Here is a 20,885-nt window from a genome sequence, read left to right as displayed (position 1 = left end):
ATTACATTTTTTGCCTAAACAGACAGAAACATACATAGAACAATCTGTGATAAAATAGAGGCAAGAAAGGGTGATGTAAATGCCAATCATCACAAAAATTTCTGTTCAAAAAAATCGTACTGATCGCTATAATATTTTTCTAGATGAAGTTTATGCTTTTAGTGTAGATGAAGGAGTTCTAATTCGTTATTCTCTTAAAAAAGGACAGGAATTATCGGAATTGGATCTCACGCAAATTCAATATGAGGATGAGATCAGAAAGGCCTATAATAACGCAATTCAATTTTTGTCATTCCGAATGCGCTCTCAATTGGAAATACGTCAACATTTGCAAAAAAAAGAGTGGAATGAGTCAGTTATTCAAACGGTTTTACAAACATTGAAAGAACGTGAGTATACAGATGATCTAGAGTTTGCTAAGGCGTATGTACGAACTCAAATAAGTTCTGGAAAGAAAGGTCCGCAAAGCATCAGGCAAGAATTGGTGCAAAAAGGGATTACTGAATCATTTATTGAACAATCAATAGCACTTTATTCAGAAGAACAACAAGTAGAGCATGCTATTAAATTAGGGGATAAACTCGCCGGGAAAAATATGCATTTGTCAGAAAGAATATTGAAACAAAAGTTAGAGCAGTTTTTAATAACAAAAGGCTTTCCATATTCGGTGATTAACATTGCGCTAGAAGAAATTCAATTTGAAAAAGATGAAGATGAGGAGTGGCAATCTCTATTCCAACAGGCCGAAAAGCTTTATCGCAAGTATAATCATTTACCAGAATCTGAATACCAGCAGAAAATAAAGCAGGCGCTATTCCGTAAAGGGTTCGAACTTGATTTAATTAATCGCTACATAGATGAAAAAAGAGAATAGGTAGGAGTTTTGTAAATGGAAAACGGAAAAAAATATAGTGAGATGAGCGACTTTGAATTGAAGGAAGAAATTGCTCAATTAAAAGAAAAAGCAAGAAAAGCGGAGCAACTTGGCATTGTAAATGAATTTGCTGTAATGGAACGAAAAGCGGTGATGGCAGAAGCCTATTTGCTTAATCCCGCTGATTTTAAATCAGGTGAAATTTATGCAGTAAAAGGAGCGCCAGGCACCTATTTTAAAGTTGATTACATGAAAGGCGTTTTTGCTTGGGGATACCGATTAAATGGTTCAGGTGAGGAAGAGGCGTTACCGATTTCGTTGCTAAAATAATTTCGAATAAATGAAAGGCGGGAAAAATCCCGCCCCCATAACTATCTCATTTGTCGTGTAATACCACCGCGTTGAAGGATAATATCGTTTTGGGATAATTGTGTATGTCCATTGACTTGGGAATCCATCCTTTTTGGATTATAAAATCCGCGATTGAATGGAGAAAGGTTCCGGTTCATATGAGAATTTTGGTCTTTAGTCATGTGGAAATCATCCTCCCAAAATGATATTAGTTTCCGTTTCTTTTTCTTGCACCAGAGGCACGCATTCTTTCTTGGGGATGGGTGTTAATCGTGCCATTGGGCCTCATTGGGGAATATTCCGATTTTGCACGGGGTTCTCCGTTAAATTTACTGTCGTTTCCATATGGGAAGTCTTTCGCTTTATTTCGCATTGGACAACCTCCTTATAAGCGAAATGAAATTCGCTCATTTATAGTATGGATTGTTTGCAGAAGAATATGAGTGTGGATAAAAAAACAGCCTTTCCAAAACTTTGGAAGGCTGCTAAATGTACTAGAGGTTAGCTCCGAGAACAGGATGTTTAATCGATGACGACATTTAATTTTTTTCTAAGTTTATCTTCACTAAAAATCCATCCTGTATAGGAAGAGCGTATCTCTAAATCATGATCGATATGGACGACAGCTACAAATGGATAGTGACCATTACTACGATATCTTAGATCAATAAACCTAACTACATGATAGTCATCAAGTTCTTTAACTTCCCAGCGATAAACAGGGGAGAAAGATAAAAAAGCTGATACATTTTTATCCTTTTTAGCTGCTTCAATAATCGGCGTTTCTGGTACAGGAATTCTTTTGTATTGATCAAAAATGGTAATTACACGTCTATTAGCACGACCAACATAAAAGTAGTCATCTGATATAATAGCTAAGCGCCATTGGTTGAAATGCATAGTCGGTGAAATAATAATTTCTTTTGCATCGGGTATAACTTTTAGTACTTCAAAACGCACTGTTCGTTGCATTGTAAATCTAAGTAAATAATAGAAGATGGCAACGATGTACATTGTAAGGAATGTATATCCTGGTTGAGCCCCAAACAACCAAATCATAATACCTAACAAATGAAGGCCAAATAAAATGGGGTCAAATGTATTAATGACTCCTAGTGCGACCCATCTCGCAGAAAAAGGACGGAGTGCTTGGGTCCCGTAGGCATTAAAAATGTCCACAAACACATGTAAAAAAACAGCAATAAAAGACCAGAGCCATAGATGGAAAAAATTAGCTTCAGGAAAAAAGAGTCCTACAATGATCGTTACTATGATAGGCCAAAGCAATACGGCTGGTATAGAATGGGTGACGCCCCGATGATTTCTAATATATACTGCGTTATTCCGTAATTTTAAAAAAGTATCAATATCGGGTATTTGCGATCCAATGATGGCTGCCACAAAAACGCTGTGAGTATTGATCGTGTTTTCTGCAACAACTGGATCAAGTGTGGCAAGTCCGCCAATCGCAACACCCATAGCTATGTGTGTGGCTGTATCCAATTGAGATCCTCCTTAGGAAAGGATGACTAAACCTTATCTGTTTCTTTTAATGATATTTTAAATAGTAGTGTAAAGCAATTTATAAAATGTGTATTATTTAGTATTCCCCAAAACAATCGGGAATTAACAATTAACTGGAGTAGTGAAAATGAACGATTCTTTGCAATATCCAACTAATATTCAACAATTTCGTGAAGACTTGCTTAGCTGGTTTGAACATGAACAACGAGATCTTCCTTGGAGAAAGGATTCAGATCCTTATAAAGTTTGGGTCTCAGAAGTGATGTTGCAGCAAACAAGAGTAGATACTGTTATTCCTTATTATGAACGATTTCTAAAAAAATTCCCGACGATCGAAAAATTCGCAGAGGCGGACGACGAGTCTATTTTGAAAGTTTGGGAAGGCCTTGGCTATTATTCCCGTGTCCGAAACCTGCATTCCGCAACGAAAGAAGTTGTTGAATCGTATGGCGGAATAGTTCCAGATACGTTAGAAGAAATTTCCAAATTAAAAGGAGTAGGTCCTTATACTGCTGGGGCGATTTTAAGTATCGCTTATGGAAAGCCAGAGCCAGCAGTCGACGGAAATGTTATGCGTGTCTTATCAAGGATATTATTAATTAGGGAAGATATCGCCAAACCATCAACTAGAAAGATTTTTGAAAAAGCAGTGTATGAACTCATTGATAAAAAGAATCCATCTTATTTTAACCAAGCATTAATGGAATTAGGTGCCCTTATTTGTACACCTACCTCTCCTGCATGTTTACTTTGTCCAGTAAGAGAGCATTGTCTTGCTTTTCAGGAAGGGGTCGCCCAGGAGCTTCCTGTCAAAACTAGGAAAAAGTCAACAAAGCAAGTGAACTGGTTAACAGCTGTTTTAAAAACAAGTGATGAACGCTTTTTAATACGTAAACGTCCTGACCAAGGGTTGCTTGCCAAACTTTGGGAATTTCCCGGAATTGAAGTAAATGGTCGTTTTTCTTCTAACCGCCAAATATTAACGGGTTATTTTGAAAATGAATACGAACTGGAATTAGAATTGGAATCAGGATCATTTACTAGAGTGGACCATGTATTTTCACATTTAAAATGGACTATAGATGTTTTCGCTGGTACTCTTAAAGGATCAGTACAAGAAACAAAAAACTTACGCTTAGTAACTAGAGATCAGCTGGAAGAATACGCCTTTCCAGTACCACACCAAAAAATTTGGCAAACCTATAAAGTAGAGTACTTATAGCTTGAACGATTCGACAAAATTCGGGGCGTGCCAGGCACCAATTAAAAATTCGAAAGGTGATGAGTAGCAGATGAGTAATAAAGTAGCACTAGTGACAGGTAGTAGTCGTGGTGTTGGAAAAGCAACAGCTATTGCCTTAGCAAAACAAGGGTACGACATTATTGTAAACTATGCACGAAGTAAAAAATCAGCATTGGCAACCGCGGAGGAAATAGAGAAATTGGGCCAAAAAGCGTTTCTTGTACGGGCTAATGTTGGGGATGTTGAGAAAATTAAGTTGATGTTTGAACAAATAGAGGAAGAATTTGGAAGGTTAGATGTGTTCGTCAATAATGCTGCATCAGGAGTTTTACGTCCAATAATGGAACTGGAAGAAACTCATTGGAATTGGACAATGAATATTAATAGTAAGGCGCTACTCTTTTGCGCCCAAGAAGCAGCAAAATTAATGGAGAAAAACGGTGGCGGAAAAATTGTAAGTCTGAGTTCACTTGGATCCATTCGTTATTTGGAGAATTATACGACAGTCGGTGTTTCGAAAGCAGCGGTTGAGGCGTTAACGCGTTACTTGGCTGTGGAACTTGCTCCTAAGAATATTGTAGTCAATGCTGTATCGGGTGGAGCGATCGATACGGATGCACTCCAACATTTTCCAAACCGCGAAGAATTATTAGAAGATGCCAGGAAAAATACACCTGCTGGTCGTATGGTCGAAATAGATGACCTTGTAAAGACGATTTTGTTCCTTGTTTCTGATGATGCATGGATGATTAGAGGGCAGACAATCATTGTAGATGGTGGCCGCTCCATCCTAGTATAATTTTTTAGATAGGCGCAACTTTTCGCAAAAAAAATTCTGTAAAAAAACTTGGATGAAAACTTTCACGTCTGGATACATTAACAAACGTGGAGGTGATACCAATGGCAAACAAAAGATCAAAAGCTGGAACTAACATCGAAAAAGTAAAACAACAAAATGCACAATCAGCTCAAGGTAACTTTGGCACTGAATTCGCTAGCGAAACAGATGCACAACAAGTAAGACAACAAAATGCAAAGTCTGCTGGTGCACAAGGTAACTTCGGTGCAGAATTTGGCAGTGAGACTGATGCACAACAAGTAAGACAACAAAACCAAAAAGCTGAAGCTAACAAATCTAAAAACGCTGGTCAATAAGTTGTAAGCCAATAATAAGGATCTGACTTTTGGTATAAAAAGTCAGATCCTTATTTTAATTTTCGAGTTTTTCCCCCTAATTTACCTCCGCAGTAGTGGATTTGTTAGCGTTTTAATCGGTTTGGTTTTAAATATCGATAAAAAACGTTATAATATTAATATTACTTATGGAGAATTATTTTTTGAGAAATAGAAAGTAGGGGAAATAATGGCAATTCCCAAGGAAGGTAGCAACATACAAATACATAGCTATAAGCATGATGGGCATTTGCACCGAGTTTGGGAGGAGACTAAAGTACTGAAGGCCAATAGGCAATTGGTCATCGGAGCAAATGATCATACACTTGTAACAGAATCGGATGGGAGAACTTGGATAACGCGGGAACCAGCCATTTGTTACTTTCACACGGAATTATGGTTTAATATTATATCTATGATTCGGGATGATGGAATTTATTACTACTGTAATCTTGGATCACCTTTCGTATATGACAAGGAAGCATTGAAATATATTGATTATGACCTTGATGTGAAAGTGTACCCGGATATGACGTATACACTTCTGGATGAGGACGAATATGAATATAATCGATTACACATGGGGTATCCGGAAGTGATTGATCATATTTTAAAAAGAAATGTGGATAAACTATTACGGTGGGTTAGACAACGCAAAGGTCCTTTTTCCGCTGATTTTATCGATACTTGGTATGATCGCTATTTAAGTTATCGAAGCTAATTGAAAACCCGTGACGTTAATTTTTAAGCGCCCATTACTAGCGAGTGTTTAAAGCTAGTACTTGGCGCATTTGCTTTTTACTAGCACGTAACGATATGGGCGCTACAGCTTTTCAATGTCGGCAGCGCCTAACAAACTTTCAGTTTCATCCTACGATAAGTCAACATCGATTCGCTATATTAGGCTCATCATGTTTCCTTTATCTCAGGCCAACAGGATGTTGGTCAGAACGGCGTTGCGCCAGGACGGCGCGACTTTAGCCGTTCATCCTTATTATAGAAAAGTTTGTCCGTCGCTAAACGCCGTCTTACGCTTTTAATATTAGGAGGATTTTCATTGCAAGTTATTAAAAGATATTTAGTGTTTGTTAAACCTTATCGTTGGAAGATATTTTGGACGTTAATTATTGGAATTGTGAAGTTTGCGATTCCGCTTTTTATTCCTTTTCTAATGAAGTATGTTATTGATGATGTGATCGGTGCTACAGGAATGTCACCTGAAGAGAAAACAACGAAACTATTTTGGACGATGGGGGCCATGTTCGCTTTATTTATTTTCGTTCGTCCACCAGTAGAGTATTTTAGACAATATTTTGCACAGTGGACTGCGAGTAAAATCCTCTATGATATTCGAGAACGGCTTTTTACTCATATTCAAAAGTTAAGTTTTAAATTTTATGCGAATACACGTGCTGGAGAAATCATTTCACGCGTTATTAATGATGTAGAACAGACGAAGGATTTTGTAATAACTGGATTAATGAACCTTTGGTTAGATGCGACAACAGTCATAATTGCGATTATTATTATGCTTTCGTTGGATGTAAAACTTACTCTTGTTTCACTCGCTGTTTTTCCACTATACATGTTATCAGTTCGTTACTTTTTCGGTAATTTAAGAAAATTAACGAGACAGCGTTCACAGGCACTTGCTGGTGTTCAAAGTTATTTGCATGAGCGAGTGGCAGGTATGTCGATTATTAAAAGCTTTGCTATTGAAGACCACGAGCAAAAGAATTTCGACAAGACAAACGGGAATTTTCTAAATAAAGCCTTGATTCATACGAGTTGGACTGCCAAAGCATTTGCTGTTGTTAATACGATAACGGATTTAGCTCCCTTAATCGTTATTACTTTTGCAGGTTACCAGGTGATTAATGGAGGACTCTCGATTGGTACATTAGTTGCGTTTATGGGCTATGTTGAACGACTTTATAATCCACTAAGACGGTTAGTAAATTCTTCTACAACGTTAACACAAGCTATTGCTTCAATGGATCGTGTTTTTGAATTAGCCGACGAAAAGTATGACATTGATGACGCGCCTGATGCGGTTGAAGCAAGAAATGTTCAAGGAGATATCCGCTTTGAAAATGTTACATTTTCATACAATGAAAAGGAGAAACCAGTATTACAAAATATCAATCTTGATGTAAGAGTCGGAGAAACTATTGCTTTTGTTGGGATGAGTGGTGGCGGAAAATCTACGTTAGTTAGTTTGATTCCAAGATTCTACGATGTAACTGCGGGACGGGTTTTATTAGATGGAACCGATATCCGTAAATTAAAGGTTCATAGTCTTCGAGATAATATCGGAATGGTTTTACAAGATAATATTTTATTTAGTGAATCGGTCAAGTCGAATATATTATTAGGTAAGCCTGAAGCGACTGACGAAGAGGTGTATAAAGCGGCTAAAGCAGCGAATGCTCATGAATTTATTATAGATCTACCAAATGGATATGATACTACAGTTGGGGAGCGGGGTGTGAAACTTTCAGGAGGACAAAAACAACGGATTGCGATTGCTCGTGTCTTCTTAAAGAACCCGCCGCTACTCATTTTAGATGAAGCAACATCAGCTCTCGATCTTGAAAGTGAGCATCTTATTCAGGAGGCTCTTAATGAGTTAGCAAAAGATCGAACGACGTTTATTATTGCTCATAGGCTTTCAACAATTACTCATGCTGATCGAATAGTTTTGATTGAACATGGAAAGATAAGTGAAATGGGTACACATGAGGAATTAATGGAAAAACAAGGAAGCTATTACCGACTATTTCAAGTTCAACATTTAGATGAGGTTGAAAACTCTTAATAGGTAAAAAAAGAAAGCAGTGGAGAATTTGTTTACTCCACTGCTTTTTTACGTTTTATCTGTTGGAGTATCGATCATCCAAAGGGAAAAGTCTGTATCCATTATTGCACTTTGAGATCTTTCTCATGATATTTCCAAAGGGAACGAATTAATTTTTCCAGGTGTTCCAATTGTTCTTCGTACTGAATCATCAATGAAAGAAAATGAATAAGATGATAAGGCTGGTATTCATCAACATCATCACTTTTCTTGACTTCCTTCAGAAAAGCATCGAGAAGCTGGTCTTTTTCGATTTCTTCATAATTAAACGCAACGAGCTCAACCTCCTGCCGAACACGTCCCATAAATTTCATTAATAGTTGTTCGTGATAACTTAATAAAAAGTCTAATCGGTTCCGTGTGTGATTTTGCAAACTTTCCGGCAGTTGGTGTAAAACATTTTCATATTGCTTTTGTAATTTTAATATATCAAAACCTTTTTGGGCGACTTGAATCATCTGCCGATAAATTACGAGCTTTCGTATTTTCGCATATTCTTTTTTTCGAAAATAACGCCTTTCCTCTTTGAACATAGCATATAAAGTATTAATTTCTGTTATACGCTCTTTAATATTCCCAAGATCTTTTTTCAAAGGTCCAGTTTCTGAAGCAAACCTAGTGGAAAGTCTCATCCATTTTATAATATTTTCCGTTACTTCCGAGATGTTGTGAAAAAGCTTAGTCTCATATTTTGGTGGAAGAAATATAAGATTTACGATAAAGGATGATAAGATTCCTATGAGAATAGAACTAGAACGGATGAGAGCAACATTTAAGAAATCCTCGGTTGGAGCTGCCATGACGGCAACGATGGTGACAAGTGCCAATCGAATGGCATTTTCCAAGTTGAATTTAACCATAATACCTATGGCGATAATGGCTGCTAAACCAATGACCAAAATATGGTTTCCAAATGCCAGGACAAACGAGATAGCTAGAATTGCACCGAGTATATTCCCTTGAATTTGTTCAATGACTGTCAAATAGGATCGATAAATAGTCGGTTGAATTGCAAAAATAGCAGCAATCCCTACAAATGCAGGTGTAGGGATATGAAGAAGCTCAGCAATCAATAAAGCGAAAATGATAGCAATTCCCGTTTTTAACATGCGTGCACCAAGCTTCATATTTCATAATCCTTTCATCGATTCTATTGCAATTTTATTTTTTATCCTGCATTAACTGGCTGTAAGACCCCCACTTCAAGAATTCGAGAAGAATCCAAGAATTGTAAGTGGAGGATCAACAGCCATATCTAGCTTAAGCGCATATCGACTAGNGCCTTTTTCTTAGCTACTGATGGAACGATAGCTGCATCGAACTGAAATTCACCATCGATAATTAAGTCGGAATCCATCTCTTTTGCTAATTTCAATCCTTCTTCTACCTTTTTTGTTTCATCGGAAACAGCTGAACCTTTCGTAGAAAAACTAAGCATTGCAACACGTGGGTCTACGTCAAACATCTGGGCTGTCTTGGCACTTTCCACTGCAATTTCAGCCAAATCTTTGCTATCCGGCGCGATATTGATCGCACAATCTGCAAATACGTAACGTTCGTCCCCTTTAACCATAATAAACACACCAGATGTTTTACTAATCCCTGGCTTTGTTTTAATGATTTGCAATGCTGGTCTAACAGTATCTGAAGTGGAATGAGCAGCACCACTTACTAATCCATCAGCTTTATCCATATAGACAAGCATAGTTCCGAAATAATTTTCATCTAGCAGCATTTTTCGCGCAGCTTCTTCTGTTGCTTTACCCTTTCTTCTTTCAACAAAAGCTGCTACCATTTCATCCATTTCAATATATTCATTTGGATCATATATTTCCATATTGTCTAACTTTACCTTAAGTTCCTTTGCCTTTTGCCCGATTTCCTCCATATTACCAATCAGCACAGGTGTTACGATCTCTTCGGAAGCTAGACGACCAGCTGCTGCAAGAACCCTCGGATCAAGCGCTTCAGGGAAAACAATCTTTCTGTTCCACCCTTTCACTTTTTCCTTTAAAATGTCAAATAAATCATCGTTCGTTTTAACCATTTGAATCATCCTCCAAATTTGATGCTTTTTCTTGTCGTTATAATCTAAATGATCCCTTACTAGCATATACCTTTTTTATCAAAAACTACTAATGATAAGTATATTCATGTCATTTTTAGCACATTTTTGTTTGTAAAAGAAGCAGTTGGCAAAACTATGTTATAGTATTGTTAGTAATTTCTTTTATTAATAATCCAAAGAAATGAACGATGAATAGGAGTTGATCCACATGAGTGAACCTGCTCAAACATTGGATGGTTGGTATACCCTTCAAGATTTTAGAAAAATGGATTGGGCGTCTTGGAAGCTTCTTTCAACTGATGAGAGGCAAAATGCGATAGACGAATTTAAGCAATACTTAAATAGGCTTAATGATAGTCAAGAACAAAAAGAAGGCAGCCATGCTCTTTATACTATTGTTGGTCATAAGGCCGATTTCATGCTTATGATTTTGCGACCAACATTACAGGAATTAAATGATCTAGAAAATGAATTCAATAAGCTTACAATAGCTGAGTATACAATCCCAACGTATTCTTATGTCTCCGTTGTGGAATTAAGTAACTACCTTGCAAAAGACTCTGATGAAGATCCTTATCAGAATCCATATGTGCGTAGTCGTCTATACCCAGAACTTCCGAAGACAAACTATGTTTGCTTCTATCCGATGGATAAACGTCGTTCTGGAAACGATAACTGGTATATGTTATCAATGGACGAAAGAAAGGAATTAATGCGAAGCCACGGTATGATCGGGCGTAAATATGCTGGAAAAATCAAACAGCTTATTTGTGGCTCAGCAGGTTTCGACGATTTCGAATGGGGAGTTACGCTGTTCTCCGATGATGCTCTACAATTTAAAAAAATCGTCTATGAAATGCGTTTTGACGAAGTAAGTGCCCGTTACGGGGAATTTGGCTCTTTCTTTGTCGGTAATTTATTGGACGAGCCAGAAACATTTTTCCATATTTAATAAATGAAAGCCATTGTCTATATTACTTCGTGACAATGGCTTTTTCAATTTATTAATAACTTTCCTCACTCCTCTTATAATCACTTCCATTTCGATCCTTTCTAGAATTATAGGAATACACACTCCTTTATAAGCATACAAATTAGAGAGAATAATTGGTCAACCATTCTTTAAAGGAGTGAGATTTTTGGCAAATATGAATCCATATCAAAATAACGCCGGCTATTATCCCCGAACTATGAACCAGCAAATGCCTTTTACTCAAGGTCAATTTCCTGGTTTTTTTCAACAACCACAACCTATGCAGGTTCCTGTACCAGGTGCAGGAGCAAAAGGTGGAGTCAATGTTCCCGGTATGCTGCCAATTGAGGAGTCCTATATCGAGAATATATTGAGATTGAATAAAGGTAAACTCGTTTCTGTTCATGCCACTTTTGAAAATAATCGTGAATGGAATGCAAAGATTTTTAAGGGTATCATTGAGGCAGCAGGACGAGATCATCTCATCCTAAGTGATCCGGAAACTGGGAATAGGTACTTAATTCCAATGGTTTATGTTGATTTTATTACCTTTGGCGAGCCTATTGAATATGAGTATGCATTCGGCTCAGGCCCACTCGCATCCTCACCTCCGAGGTAATAAGAAAAGCGGAAGGCGGCGTCTAGCGACGTACAAACTTAAAGGCTTTCTGACGAGATAAAGGAAACACGGTGAGGAACGAACCGATGTTGACTTATCGTAGGAAGAAACCGTAAGTTTGCTAGTCGCTGCCAACTGGAGCTAGACAATGAAAAGCGAAAGTGCCTGCTCAGCGACATACAAACTTTTAAATTCGGATGATCGGCTAAAGACGCGCCGTTCTAACCAACTTCCTGTTGGCCAAGATAAAGGGAAACAGGATGATTGATGGCCGTAATCACAGGTCCAACTCTTCTCATGGCTCTTTCAACTTGTTTTTCACCATCTAAGGGCCATGATAACTCTTCTCATGGCCCTTTCAACTTGTTTTTCATCGCCTAAGGGCCATGATAACCTTAAAAAGGTAATCATACGGGCGAATAATGTTTTAAATGATTCAAAATAAAATTTCGAAACCTTTTGAAAGCCATTTTTTGAGAAAACCCATTAAAAATACGACTTTAAATTCACTCACCTGAATTTCAAAGTCGTATTTCTATTTCTAATCTAGTATTTTACTGTTCCTACTCAGACAAAATTATTGTCTAAGGAGATTTTTTAGTGATCTCCAATACGAGCCATCGGAGACTAAATGTGACGTCTGTCGCACTGCCGTTCTGAAATCCATATCCTGCAGGCGTCCCTCCGCCCTCCCCCCGCGGAAAGCGAAGTGTATTTCCGGAGCGAGTAAATCCACAATCTACGATATTGCTCTGATTTATGATGGGTTAAAAAACCTTTGTCCCAGCCTCTTTATCCCGCATTAACTGGCTGTAAGACCCCCACTTCAAGAATTCGAGGAGAATCCAAGAATTATAAGTGGGGGGCAACAGCCATATCTAGCTTAAGCGCATATCGACGTACAAACTTCTACGCTTCTTCCTACGATAAGTCAACATCGGCTCATTCTTCGCCGTGTTTCCTTTATCTCGGGCCAACAGGACGTTGGTCAGAACGGCGTTGCGCCAGGACGGCGCGTCCTTAGCCGTTCATCCTTATTAGGAAGTTTGTACGTCGATGAGCAATGCGCTTGCGCCTTAAAGAGTAAAAGCCCGATTGGTTCGGGCCCGCAGGACGCGGGTCACAAAGGCGTTGCAACAGGATGTTGCGAATTTAGCCTTTGTTCCTCTAACAATCAGTGGGGGATGAGAAAACCCCCCACTGATTGAGGTTTCACTTTATTAGAGTAGATAAGCCCGGAATTCGGAGGAAATGCTCGAGCTATCAATATATGCTAGATATTCGAGAAAAATACCTAAGATATCTTCATAAACTATTTATTACATTTTCAAGAAGTAGCAAGTTGTTTAAAAGCAAGATCCACTGCATGAATCGTTTCTTTAATATCTTCTTCCGTATGAGCAGTCGTAATAAACCATGCTTCATATTTAGATGGTGCTAAATTAATGCCTTGATTTAACATTAGTTTAAAAAACTTCGCAAACATATCACCATCTGTTTCTTCTGCCTGTACATAGTTAATGACTTTTTCCTCGGTAAAATAAATAGTAAGTGCACCTTTTAAACGGTTGATTGTTATAGGAGTACGATATTTTTCCGCAGCTTCAAGAATTCCCTTTTCTAGCATTGCCCCGAGTTCGTCAAGTTTGTCATAGACTCCTTCTTCTTGGAGAACTTCTAGACAAGCGATACCCGAAAGCATGGAAGCAGGATTGCCAGCCATCGTTCCAGCCTGATAAGCTGGGCCTAGTGGTGCGACCTTCTCCATAATTTCCTGCTTACCTCCATAAGCGCCAATTGGCAAGCCGCCTCCAATAATTTTGCCAAGTGCGGTCAAATCTGGAGTGACACCAAGTAAGTTTTGAGCCCCTCCGTACATGAAGCGAAAAGCAGTAATAACTTCATCGAAAATAAGTAATGCCCCAGCTTGATGAGTGATTTCTTTTACTTCTTCCAAAAATCCAGGTAAAGGCTCGACAATCCCAAAATTGCCGACAATTGGTTCAGCAAGAACAGCGGCAATTTCATCTCCCCAATGATCCATAGCTTCATGGAATGCTTGAATATCATTAAATGGAACGGTAATAACCTCTTGCGCAATCGATTTTGGAACTCCAGCTGAATCAGGCATACCAAGTTGGGAAGGCCCTGAACCAGCAGCTACGAGCACAAGGTCTGAGTGGCCATGATAACAGCCAGCGAATTTAAGGATTTTATCTCTCCCAGTATATGCTCGAGCAACACGAATAGTTGTCATAACGGCTTCTGTACCCGAATTGACAAATCGAACTTTATCGAGGGATGGAATAGCTTCTTTAATCATCTTCGCAAATTTTAATTCATGAGGGGTAGGTGTTCCGTATAAAACACCCGTTGCAGCTGCCTTTTGAATGGCCTCTGTAATGTGTGGATGAGCTTGTCCAGTAATGATCGGACCGTAAGCTGCTAAATAATCAATATAACGATTTCCATCAACATCATATAAATATGCGCCTTGTCCATTTTCCATTACTACTGGCGCCCCACCACCTACTGCTTTGTATGAACGTGAGGGGCTGTTAACTCCCCCAACTATATGTTTCATAGCTTCGGTTTGAATAATTTCAGATTGAGAAAAATTCATTTGTTGCATCTCCCTAATTTAAAATATAACGGAAATGTCTTGGCCTCTAGGGGCTTTCCGCTTTTCTTACAATTGTAGACGTTCTGTGTGTTCTACGCAACAATGCGAACAGCTTAACTGTTAGTTCTATGCTGTCTTATTCAAACGTAACATATATAGATGGACAAGGATTTTTTGGGGTGACTTCCATGTGGTATATCGTCTTCTTTGCAATTATTATTTGTATCTTAATGGCTCTAAGACTATTGTTCTTTCCTGATAGATTTAAATTTAAGCAAGTATCCTTTGAGAACTTTGCTTTTCTCGGCTGTACGTATGCGGTGATTATGATAGGTTTCGGTCTGCTGTTTCTCATGTTAGAGATGCGAGGTTGGTCTGTTATTGTGGATTCTACAACAGGAGAAAATCCAGACTGGAATCAGCGACTGACTACGGCTTTATATTTAAGTGCTATTACGCTTTTTTCAGTCGGTTACGGAGATGTTGTTCCGATTGGAATTGGGAGACTTCTCGTTATGTTAGAGGCTTTAATTGGCTATACAATCCCTGCGGCTTTTGTCGTGCGATCTTTCATTGATTATGAACCTGAAAGAAGAAAGAAAGGATAGATTATTTGAACTCCTTTCGGATCTTCATGTACTCTATTATTAGTAACTAGCTTTTTGGGGGGATAAAACAATGGTAAAGATGAACGAACTAGCACCAGATTTTCAATTGACAGCTAGTAATGGGGAGAAGATTAAGCTTTCAGATTATCGAGATAGTAAATACGTCGTTTTATATTTCTATCCAAAAGATATGACGCCTGGCTGTACAACTCAAGCTTGTGACTTTAGAGATTTCCACAATGATTTTTCAGACTTGGATGCAGTTATTTTAGGAGTGAGTGCTGATCCACTTGATAAGCATGAGAAATTTGTGGAAAAACACGGATTGCCGTTTTTACTTTTGGTTGATGACCAACATGAGATTGCGGAAAAATATGATGTCTGGAAACCGAAAAAGATGTTTGGAAAAGAGTTTATGGGTATTGAACGATCTACATTTATCATTGATAAAACAGGGAGATTAATTAAGGAATGGCGGAAAGTGAAAGTAAAAGGGCATGTAGAAGAAGCTTTGACATTCATTAAACAACAATTATGATCACGAGGTAAAAAAAAGATTGCCTATTTTTTGCTGGATCTTGGCTGTTGTCCATGCTAAAAGTTGAACCGTGCATATGTTACAGTAGGGCATACCTCCTCAATGCATATAGATTAATTTTAGGGCTGAGTTATTCAGCCTTTTTTTATTTTAGCGGAGAGAGTGTCGGACCTGCGCCAATGATTATTTCCGTGATACAATATTTGGCATGAGTCTGAATAATTGGAGGGAGCTTAATGAAGATTTACACAAAAACAGGTGATAAGGGGACAACATCCCTTGTCTATGGGCAAAGAATAGCCAAAAACGATTTGCGTGTTGAAGCGTATGGAAGTTGTGATGAAGCAAATTCGATGATTGGACTAGCTGTTAGTTATTTGAAGCAAGAAGATAGAAAAGAATTTCAAGAGCTGCAACAACTTTTTCATCAAGTACAAACAGCTCTTTTCCATGTAGGGGCAGAATTGTCTACTCCTAATGATAAAGAAGTGAAATGGAAATTAAAAGAAAGTGATGTAAAGCTATTAGAAGAAGCAATTGATCGTTTAGATGAACAGCTTACACCATTGCAGAATTTTATTCTTCCTGGTGGACATCCTGCTGGAGCTGCATTTCACGTAGCGAGAACGGTTGTGCGCAGAGTGGAAAGAATCGTAGTTGGTCTTGAAACAAATAATCCACTTGTTTTATCTTATCTAAATCGACTTTCTGACCTTTTATTTGTCGTAGCACGATATGTCCATCATATATTAGGAGAAGAAGAAGTAAATCTGCATGAAGGAGACAAGATTGACAGCTAAACCCATTTTTTAGTACACTATTTATAAGAATTATAAATAGATAATCAATTTTATGTTAGAAAAGAGGTGCATGGCGGTGTCAGAACATCAATTAAAAGATGCGATTCAAACATTGAAGCAGACAGGAGTTCGAATTACACCCCAACGTCATGCGATTTTGGAGTATTTAGTTCAGAGTATGTCACATCCAACTGCAGACGATATTTATAAATCACTCGAAGATAAATTTCCGAACATGAGTGTTGCAACTGTTTATAATAATTTACGCGTTTTTCGGGAAGTGGGCTTAGTAAAGGAACTTACCTATGGTGATGCTTCTAGCAGATTTGATTTTGTGACATCAGACCATTATCACATTATTTGCGAGAACTGTGGGAAGATTGTTGACTTTCATTATCCAGGCTTAGATGAAGTTGAACAGTTGGCAGCCCATGTAACGGGATTCCAAGTTGGCCACCATCGCATGGAAATTTATGGTGTATGTCCTGATTGCGGAAATAAAGAAACACATTAAAAATAGCCTAACTTTTATAGGCTATTTTACTTTATTCAAAAATGGCAAACTGCTTATAACAGCAGTTTGCCATTTTAAATTAAGCTTGTTCCAGATTACTCGCCTTAATGACCTCTTCTTCTTTGTAGAATCGGCTATAACAGATCATAAAGACTAGATAAGCAACAAAACTAAAGATTAATAGAAATGTTACAGGTAAATAGTTTAGGAAAACAAACATTAATACTAATAAAATAATAGATAAGAGTGTTGATGGAAAATACTTAATAGCAAAAAAGAAGGAGTTTTTTACTACTCTCCATAATGTTAACTTATAGTGAACCATCATTGGGAAAATATATATAGAAGTTAGTAACCCAATGGATGCAATTAAAAACAACGAGGCTAGCAGTAGGTTTTGCATGACTTTCCCTAAAGTACCGATCAGCATAAAGTCAATATAAAGGATGTAACCAAAGATAGAGACTAGAATGCCAAGTAAAAAACTTTGTTTGAAATTTTCCTTGAAAAAGCGAAAAAAGGGAAGGAAGACAGCTGAATCCTTTTTAATAACATATTGTCTGATCACCCCGAACATAGCAGCAGTAGCTGGAAAGATAGTAATGATCGGCAGACACATGACGAACCAAAGGATATTTAATAAAAAGAAAAAAGACACCGTTTCCAAAATAGTATATAACCTGCTGTTTAAGATATTCATAGTTAACCACCATTTAATCTATTTTTGAGAATGACGATGCAGAGCAACATTGCACTTGACCGAAAAGGAATTCGGAAGCATATTTTAAACTTGCTCAGCATCGTTCCCTTTTTGATATAGTAATTATAACATATATCAATAAATTTAAAAAAGCGAAATTTTTTAAAGATTTTTCTTGCGATTGTATTTTTCATCAAATTCCTTGCCTTCAAGATTTGGATCCAAGGTAAGTGGTTCCCTACAATACATGCACATATCTACTTTACCTAACACTTTAGTAGGTTTGTTACAATTTGGACAAATTACTTGTACTGCCTTTGTTGAAAGCATTCCAATCCAAAAATAAACTAATGTACTAGAAAGAATAGCTAATACTCCTAAAATCATAAAAATCGTCATAACAATAGGATGATTTTTGAAGAATATTCCCCCATACATAATAATAAACCCAGCAAAGATTAAACCAAGAGCAAAGGACCGGATCTTATTTATTTTACTTGAATATTTTTTTGCCATAGTGAGCCCTCCTGAAAGTAAATATATCATATGGAAGAAAAACTTCCTACTATATATTCCGTTAAATAACGTATGTGGAGAAAGGAAGAAGGAGATTTCGAATTACTGTCGAAAGAAAAGGGTAATAAGGAATTGGAGGAATTGCCATGGAAGAAATCCTCAAAAGCATCTGTGTAGAAAAAGAAGATAGTGAAAACACATTAGGTATTTTAGTAATTGAAAAGAAACAGCAACTATCCCCTTCGACAAATACGTTTGATTTCATCTTGCTTGTTATAGTACGTCAACGAACTGATTCGACATCTATTATGCATTATCAATATAATGATAAAAGAATCGCTCTTCATAATGTAACAGAACAGCAAATAAAAGAATGGATTCTTTTTGGATCGAATAACAAAATTATAGAATGGATACATGAAGGTGAAGTTTTATTTGATAAGAACGAGTTTGTATTAAATTTAAGAAATGAGTTACGAGACTTTCCATTTTATGATCGTAAATTGAAAATAGGAGTCGAGTTTGCAAAGCTTATCCGTAGATATTTAAACGGGAAATCGTTTTTTGAAACGGGCCAATTTTTAGATGCATATAATCATATGATTCATTGTTTACACCATCTAGCTCGTCTAGCCATTATCGAAAAGGGCTTTTATCCTGAATTAACGGTATGGAGTCAGGTTAAGCAGATGGATCCAGAAATCTACAAGTTATATGAGGAACTCGTTAACAGCGAGGAATCTATTGAAAAAAGATTAGACTTACTTTTTATAGCTAGTGAATTTTTAATCTTTTCTAGAACGAAAATTGGTGCTGGGCATCTTTTGGAAACTTTAGAAATGCAAACCCAATGGTCGATTGGTGAGTTGAAATCTCATCCTGAACTTCATTATTATGGTGTTGATTTAGATCTACTAGTGGAATACCTAATCGATAAAGACTTTATTACAGTAGTCGAAGTTCCTATAAACACACTGGGACTAAGCGATAGATTTTATTTCAAGAAATAGTTTACCTTTTTTTGAAAAAAGGTATTGACCAATTCTAATAAACTTGTTATAGTAATAAACGTCGCTGCTGACGTTAAGTTCGGCGGTCGAAAAAAAAGATAAAAAACTTCTTGACTTTCCAGACTGAAAGTTGTATGATAATAAAGTCGCTGTTAAGAAGCAAGAAAGTTTGATCTTTGAAAACTGAACGAAACGAACGTCAATAATAAATAGATGATCATTTGATCATCGCCAGCTTTATATGAGCTAAACAAACTTTAAATGAGAGTTTGATCCTGGCTCAGGACGAACGCTGGCGGCGTGCCTAATACATGCAAGTCGAGCGAATGGATGGGAGCTTGCTCCCTGAAGTTAGCGGCGGACGGGTGAGTAACACGTGGGCAACCTGCCTGTAAGACTGGGATAACTCGCGGAAACGCGAGCTAATACCGGATAATTTCTTTCTTCACATGGAGAAAGGTTGAAAGACGGTTATGCTGTCACTTACAGATGGGCCCGCGGCGCATTAGCTAGTTGGTGAGGTAACGGCTCACCAAGGCGACGATGCGTAGCCGACCTGAGAGGGTGATCGGCCACACTGGGACTGAGACACGGCCCAGACTCCTACGGGAGGCAGCAGTAGGGAATCTTCCGCAATGGACGAAAGTCTGACGGAGCAACGCCGCGTGAGTGAAGAAGGTTTTCGGATCGTAAAACTCTGTTATCAGGGAAGAACAAGTACCGTTTAACTGACGGTACCTTGACGGTACCTGACCAGAAAGCCACGGCTAACTACGTGCCAGCAGCCGCGGTAATACGTAGGTGGCAAGCGTTGTCCGGAATTATTGGGCGTAAAGCGCGCGCAGGCGGTCTCTTAAGTCTGATGTGAAATCTCGCGGCTCAACCGTGAGCGGTCATTGGAAACTGGGGGACTTGAGTGCAGAAGAGAAGAGCGGAATTCCACGTGTAGCGGTGAAATGCGTAGAGATGTGGAGGAACACCAGTGGCGAAGGCGGCTCTTTGGTCTGTAACTGACGCTGAGGCGCGAAAGCGTGGGGAGCGAACAGGATTAGATACCCTGGTAGTCCACGCCGTAAACGATGAGTGCTAAGTGTTAGAGGGTTTCCGCCCTTTAGTGCTGCAGCAAACGCATTAAGCACTCCGCCTGGGGAGTACGGCCGCAAGGCTGAAACTCAAAGGAATTGACGGGGGCCCGCACAAGCGGTGGAGCATGTGGTTTAATTCGAAGCAACGCGAAGAACCTTACCAGGTCTTGACATCCCGCTGACCGGTCTGGAGACAGGCCTTTCCCTTCGGGGACAGCGGTGACAGGTGGTGCATGGTTGTCGTCAGCTCGTGTCGTGAGATGTTGGGTTAAGTCCCGCAACGAGCGCAACCCTTGAAATTAGTTGCCAGCATTTAGTTGGGCACTCTAATTTGACTGCCGGTGACAAACCGGAGGAAGGTGGGGATGACGTCAAATCATCATGCCCCTTATGACCTGGGCTACACACGTGCTACAATGGATGGTACAGAGGGTTGCGAGACCGCGAGGTTTAGCCAATCCCTTAAAACCATTCTCAGTTCGGATTGTAGGCTGCAACTCGCCTACATGAAGCCGGAATCGCTAGTAATCGCGGATCAGCATGCCGCGGTGAATACGTTCCCGGGCCTTGTACACACCGCCCGTCACACCACGAGAGTTTGTAACACCCGAAGTCGGTGGGGTAACCTTTTGGAGCCAGCCGCCGAAGGTGGGACAGATGATTGGGGTGAAGTCGTAACAAGGTAGCCGTATCGGAAGGTGCGGCTGGATCACCTCCTTTCTAAGGAATAAACGAAAAGCGGAGGCGCCTGTCCATCGACGTACAAATATCATAGATTCTGACGAGATAAAGGAAACACGATGAGCCAT

The 20,885-nt window shown here is 38.7% G+C and carries 21 protein-coding genes, 1 rRNA gene and 1 pseudogene; 15 read left to right on the top strand and 8 right to left on the bottom strand.

Annotated elements, in window-relative coordinates; genetic code table 11:
• Nucleotides 1-79: 79 nt before the first annotated feature.
• Both recX and BN1243_RS06840 read left to right on the top strand, forming a co-directional pair.
• Entirely contained in the window at nucleotides 80-874 is a 795-nt protein-coding gene (gene recX, locus BN1243_RS06845; RefSeq protein ID WP_062105455.1) for a recombination regulator RecX, read from the top strand.
• Nucleotides 875-889: 15 nt separating this feature from the next.
• Nucleotides 890-1,204, top strand: coding sequence for a YfhH family protein (locus BN1243_RS06840; RefSeq protein ID WP_062105454.1), 315 nt, complete (start codon nucleotides 890-892; stop codon nucleotides 1,202-1,204).
• 41 nt (nucleotides 1,205-1,245) lie between these two features.
• Here BN1243_RS06840 and BN1243_RS22835 read toward each other — a convergent pair whose 3' ends face one another.
• From BN1243_RS22835 to BN1243_RS06830, 3 genes are all read right to left on the bottom strand, one after another.
• Complete coding sequence (locus BN1243_RS22835; protein ID WP_268258080.1) at nucleotides 1,246-1,383, bottom strand: YpzG family protein; 138 nt, start codon at nucleotides 1,381-1,383, stop codon at nucleotides 1,246-1,248.
• Nucleotides 1,384-1,433: 50 nt separating this feature from the next.
• Nucleotides 1,434-1,598, bottom strand: coding sequence for a small, acid-soluble spore protein K (locus BN1243_RS06835; protein ID WP_062105453.1), 165 nt, complete (start codon nucleotides 1,596-1,598; stop codon nucleotides 1,434-1,436).
• Between the two features lie 149 nt (nucleotides 1,599-1,747).
• Entirely contained in the window at nucleotides 1,748-2,728 is a 981-nt protein-coding gene (locus BN1243_RS06830; protein WP_062105452.1) for a metal-dependent hydrolase, read from the bottom strand.
• A gap of 148 nt (nucleotides 2,729-2,876) precedes the next feature.
• Here BN1243_RS06830 and mutY point away from each other — a divergent pair, with 148 nt between their 5' ends.
• From mutY to BN1243_RS06805, 5 genes are all read left to right on the top strand, one after another.
• A complete protein-coding gene (gene mutY / locus BN1243_RS06825; protein WP_062105451.1) occupies nucleotides 2,877-3,971 on the top strand; it encodes an A/G-specific adenine glycosylase in 1,095 nt (364 codons plus the stop codon).
• A 70-nt stretch (nucleotides 3,972-4,041) separates the two neighbouring features.
• Nucleotides 4,042-4,791 (top strand): enoyl-[acyl-carrier-protein] reductase FabL, encoded by a 750-nt coding sequence (gene fabL / locus BN1243_RS06820; protein ID WP_062105450.1) that lies wholly within the window; start codon nucleotides 4,042-4,044, stop codon nucleotides 4,789-4,791.
• Nucleotides 4,792-4,892: 101 nt separating this feature from the next.
• Nucleotides 4,893-5,147 carry a gamma-type small acid-soluble spore protein gene (locus BN1243_RS06815; RefSeq protein ID WP_062105449.1) on the top strand — a complete coding sequence of 85 codons (255 nt, stop codon included), beginning with the start codon at nucleotides 4,893-4,895 and terminating at the stop codon, nucleotides 5,145-5,147.
• A gap of 208 nt (nucleotides 5,148-5,355) precedes the next feature.
• On the top strand, nucleotides 5,356-5,886 hold the full coding sequence (gene ntdP / locus BN1243_RS06810; RefSeq protein WP_062105448.1) for a nucleoside tri-diphosphate phosphatase: 531 nt from the start codon (nucleotides 5,356-5,358) through the stop codon (nucleotides 5,884-5,886).
• Nucleotides 5,887-6,222: 336 nt separating this feature from the next.
• Nucleotides 6,223-7,983: an ABC transporter ATP-binding protein gene (locus tag BN1243_RS06805; protein WP_062105447.1), complete on the top strand. Its 1,761-nt coding sequence runs from the start codon at nucleotides 6,223-6,225 to the stop codon at nucleotides 7,981-7,983.
• 101 nt (nucleotides 7,984-8,084) lie between these two features.
• Here BN1243_RS06805 and BN1243_RS06800 read toward each other — a convergent pair whose 3' ends face one another.
• Together BN1243_RS06800 and BN1243_RS06795 are read right to left on the bottom strand one after the other, a co-directional pair.
• Complete coding sequence (locus BN1243_RS06800; protein ID WP_062105446.1) at nucleotides 8,085-9,149, bottom strand: FUSC family protein; 1,065 nt, start codon at nucleotides 9,147-9,149, stop codon at nucleotides 8,085-8,087.
• Nucleotides 9,150-9,304: 155 nt separating this feature from the next.
• Nucleotides 9,305-10,069 (bottom strand): annotated as a pseudogene (locus BN1243_RS06795) (phosphate acetyltransferase); the annotation flags it as partial.
• 229 nt (nucleotides 10,070-10,298) lie between these two features.
• Between BN1243_RS06795 and hemQ the strand changes: the two are divergent.
• Entirely contained in the window at nucleotides 10,299-11,042 is a 744-nt protein-coding gene (gene hemQ, locus BN1243_RS06790) for a hydrogen peroxide-dependent heme synthase (protein ID WP_062105445.1), read from the top strand.
• A gap of 196 nt (nucleotides 11,043-11,238) precedes the next feature.
• The gene (gene gerQ / locus BN1243_RS06785) at nucleotides 11,239-11,682 is read left to right on the top strand and encodes a spore coat protein GerQ (RefSeq protein ID WP_230200299.1); all 444 of its coding nucleotides are present in this window, start codon (nucleotides 11,239-11,241) and stop codon (nucleotides 11,680-11,682) included.
• Between the two features lie 1,327 nt (nucleotides 11,683-13,009).
• Here gerQ and BN1243_RS06780 read toward each other — a convergent pair.
• Complete coding sequence (locus BN1243_RS06780) at nucleotides 13,010-14,305, bottom strand: glutamate-1-semialdehyde 2,1-aminomutase (RefSeq protein ID WP_062105444.1); 1,296 nt, start codon at nucleotides 14,303-14,305, stop codon at nucleotides 13,010-13,012.
• 188 nt (nucleotides 14,306-14,493) lie between these two features.
• Between BN1243_RS06780 and BN1243_RS06775 the strand changes: the two genes are divergently transcribed.
• The 4 genes from BN1243_RS06775 (at nucleotide 14,494) to perR (ending at nucleotide 16,765) form a co-directional block, all read left to right on the top strand.
• Nucleotides 14,494-14,913 carry a potassium channel family protein gene (locus tag BN1243_RS06775; protein ID WP_062105443.1) on the top strand — a complete coding sequence of 140 codons (420 nt, stop codon included), beginning with the start codon at nucleotides 14,494-14,496 and terminating at the stop codon, nucleotides 14,911-14,913.
• Between the two features lie 70 nt (nucleotides 14,914-14,983).
• A complete protein-coding gene (gene bcp / locus BN1243_RS06770; RefSeq protein WP_062105442.1) occupies nucleotides 14,984-15,451 on the top strand; it encodes a thioredoxin-dependent thiol peroxidase in 468 nt (155 codons plus the stop codon).
• 236 nt (nucleotides 15,452-15,687) lie between these two features.
• On the top strand, nucleotides 15,688-16,251 hold the full coding sequence (locus BN1243_RS06765; protein WP_062105441.1) for a cob(I)yrinic acid a,c-diamide adenosyltransferase: 564 nt from the start codon (nucleotides 15,688-15,690) through the stop codon (nucleotides 16,249-16,251).
• Between the two features lie 76 nt (nucleotides 16,252-16,327).
• Nucleotides 16,328-16,765, top strand: coding sequence for a peroxide-responsive transcriptional repressor PerR (gene perR / locus BN1243_RS06760; protein ID WP_154669812.1), 438 nt, complete (start codon nucleotides 16,328-16,330; stop codon nucleotides 16,763-16,765).
• A gap of 79 nt (nucleotides 16,766-16,844) precedes the next feature.
• Here perR and BN1243_RS06755 read toward each other — a convergent pair whose 3' ends face one another.
• The gene (locus BN1243_RS06755) at nucleotides 16,845-17,465 is read right to left on the bottom strand and encodes a YesL family protein (protein WP_062105439.1); all 621 of its coding nucleotides are present in this window, start codon (nucleotides 17,463-17,465) and stop codon (nucleotides 16,845-16,847) included.
• 162 nt (nucleotides 17,466-17,627) lie between these two features.
• Nucleotides 17,628-17,981, bottom strand: a complete 354-nt coding sequence (locus tag BN1243_RS06750) for a YgzB family protein (protein WP_062105438.1) — start codon at nucleotides 17,979-17,981, stop codon at nucleotides 17,628-17,630.
• Nucleotides 17,982-18,127: 146 nt separating this feature from the next.
• Between BN1243_RS06750 and BN1243_RS06745 the strand changes: the two genes are divergently transcribed.
• Nucleotides 18,128-18,991 (top strand): nucleotidyltransferase-like protein, encoded by an 864-nt coding sequence (locus BN1243_RS06745; RefSeq protein ID WP_062105437.1) that lies wholly within the window; start codon nucleotides 18,128-18,130, stop codon nucleotides 18,989-18,991.
• 257 nt (nucleotides 18,992-19,248) lie between these two features.
• Nucleotides 19,249-20,796, top strand: a 16S ribosomal RNA gene (locus BN1243_RS06740).
• Nucleotides 20,797-20,885 lie beyond the last annotated feature (89 nt).

Source organism: Bacillus niameyensis, assembly GCF_001375535.1.
Taxonomy (GTDB): Bacteria; Bacillota; Bacilli; order Bacillales; family Bacillaceae_C; genus Lederbergia; species Lederbergia niameyensis.
The sequence above is the reverse complement of the archived record's forward strand: the minus strand, read 5'-3'. Positions and strand labels throughout refer to the sequence as shown.

What these genes read in the sequence shown, in the direction of transcription:
- BN1243_RS06840 (WP_062105454.1), top strand. Translation starts at nt 890, where the DNA reads ATGGAAAACGGAAAAAAATATAGTGAGATGAGCGACTTTGAATTGAAG.
- BN1243_RS06815 (WP_062105449.1), top strand. Translation starts at nt 4,893, where the DNA reads ATGGCAAACAAAAGATCAAAAGCTGGAACTAACATCGAAAAAGTAAAA.
- BN1243_RS06755 (WP_062105439.1), bottom strand. Translation starts at nt 17,465, where the DNA reads ATGAATATCTTAAACAGCAGGTTATATACTATTTTGGAAACGGTGTCT.
- BN1243_RS06745 (WP_062105437.1), top strand. Translation starts at nt 18,128, where the DNA reads ATGGAAGAAATCCTCAAAAGCATCTGTGTAGAAAAAGAAGATAGTGAA.
- recX (WP_062105455.1), top strand. Translation starts at nt 80, where the DNA reads ATGCCAATCATCACAAAAATTTCTGTTCAAAAAAATCGTACTGATCGC.
- BN1243_RS06835 (WP_062105453.1), bottom strand. Translation starts at nt 1,598, where the DNA reads ATGCGAAATAAAGCGAAAGACTTCCCATATGGAAACGACAGTAAATTT.
- ntdP (WP_062105448.1), top strand. Translation starts at nt 5,356, where the DNA reads ATGGCAATTCCCAAGGAAGGTAGCAACATACAAATACATAGCTATAAG.
- BN1243_RS06800 (WP_062105446.1), bottom strand. Translation starts at nt 9,149, where the DNA reads ATGAAGCTTGGTGCACGCATGTTAAAAACGGGAATTGCTATCATTTTC.
- fabL (WP_062105450.1), top strand. Translation starts at nt 4,042, where the DNA reads ATGAGTAATAAAGTAGCACTAGTGACAGGTAGTAGTCGTGGTGTTGGA.
- hemQ (WP_062105445.1), top strand. Translation starts at nt 10,299, where the DNA reads ATGAGTGAACCTGCTCAAACATTGGATGGTTGGTATACCCTTCAAGAT.
- BN1243_RS22835 (WP_268258080.1), bottom strand. Translation starts at nt 1,383, where the DNA reads ATGAACCGGAACCTTTCTCCATTCAATCGCGGATTTTATAATCCAAAA.
- BN1243_RS06775 (WP_062105443.1), top strand. Translation starts at nt 14,494, where the DNA reads ATGTGGTATATCGTCTTCTTTGCAATTATTATTTGTATCTTAATGGCT.
- mutY (WP_062105451.1), top strand. Translation starts at nt 2,877, where the DNA reads ATGAACGATTCTTTGCAATATCCAACTAATATTCAACAATTTCGTGAA.
- bcp (WP_062105442.1), top strand. Translation starts at nt 14,984, where the DNA reads ATGGTAAAGATGAACGAACTAGCACCAGATTTTCAATTGACAGCTAGT.
- gerQ (WP_230200299.1), top strand. Translation starts at nt 11,239, where the DNA reads ATGAATCCATATCAAAATAACGCCGGCTATTATCCCCGAACTATGAAC.
- BN1243_RS06780 (WP_062105444.1), bottom strand. Translation starts at nt 14,305, where the DNA reads ATGAATTTTTCTCAATCTGAAATTATTCAAACCGAAGCTATGAAACAT.
- BN1243_RS06750 (WP_062105438.1), bottom strand. Translation starts at nt 17,981, where the DNA reads ATGGCAAAAAAATATTCAAGTAAAATAAATAAGATCCGGTCCTTTGCT.
- BN1243_RS06765 (WP_062105441.1), top strand. Translation starts at nt 15,688, where the DNA reads ATGAAGATTTACACAAAAACAGGTGATAAGGGGACAACATCCCTTGTC.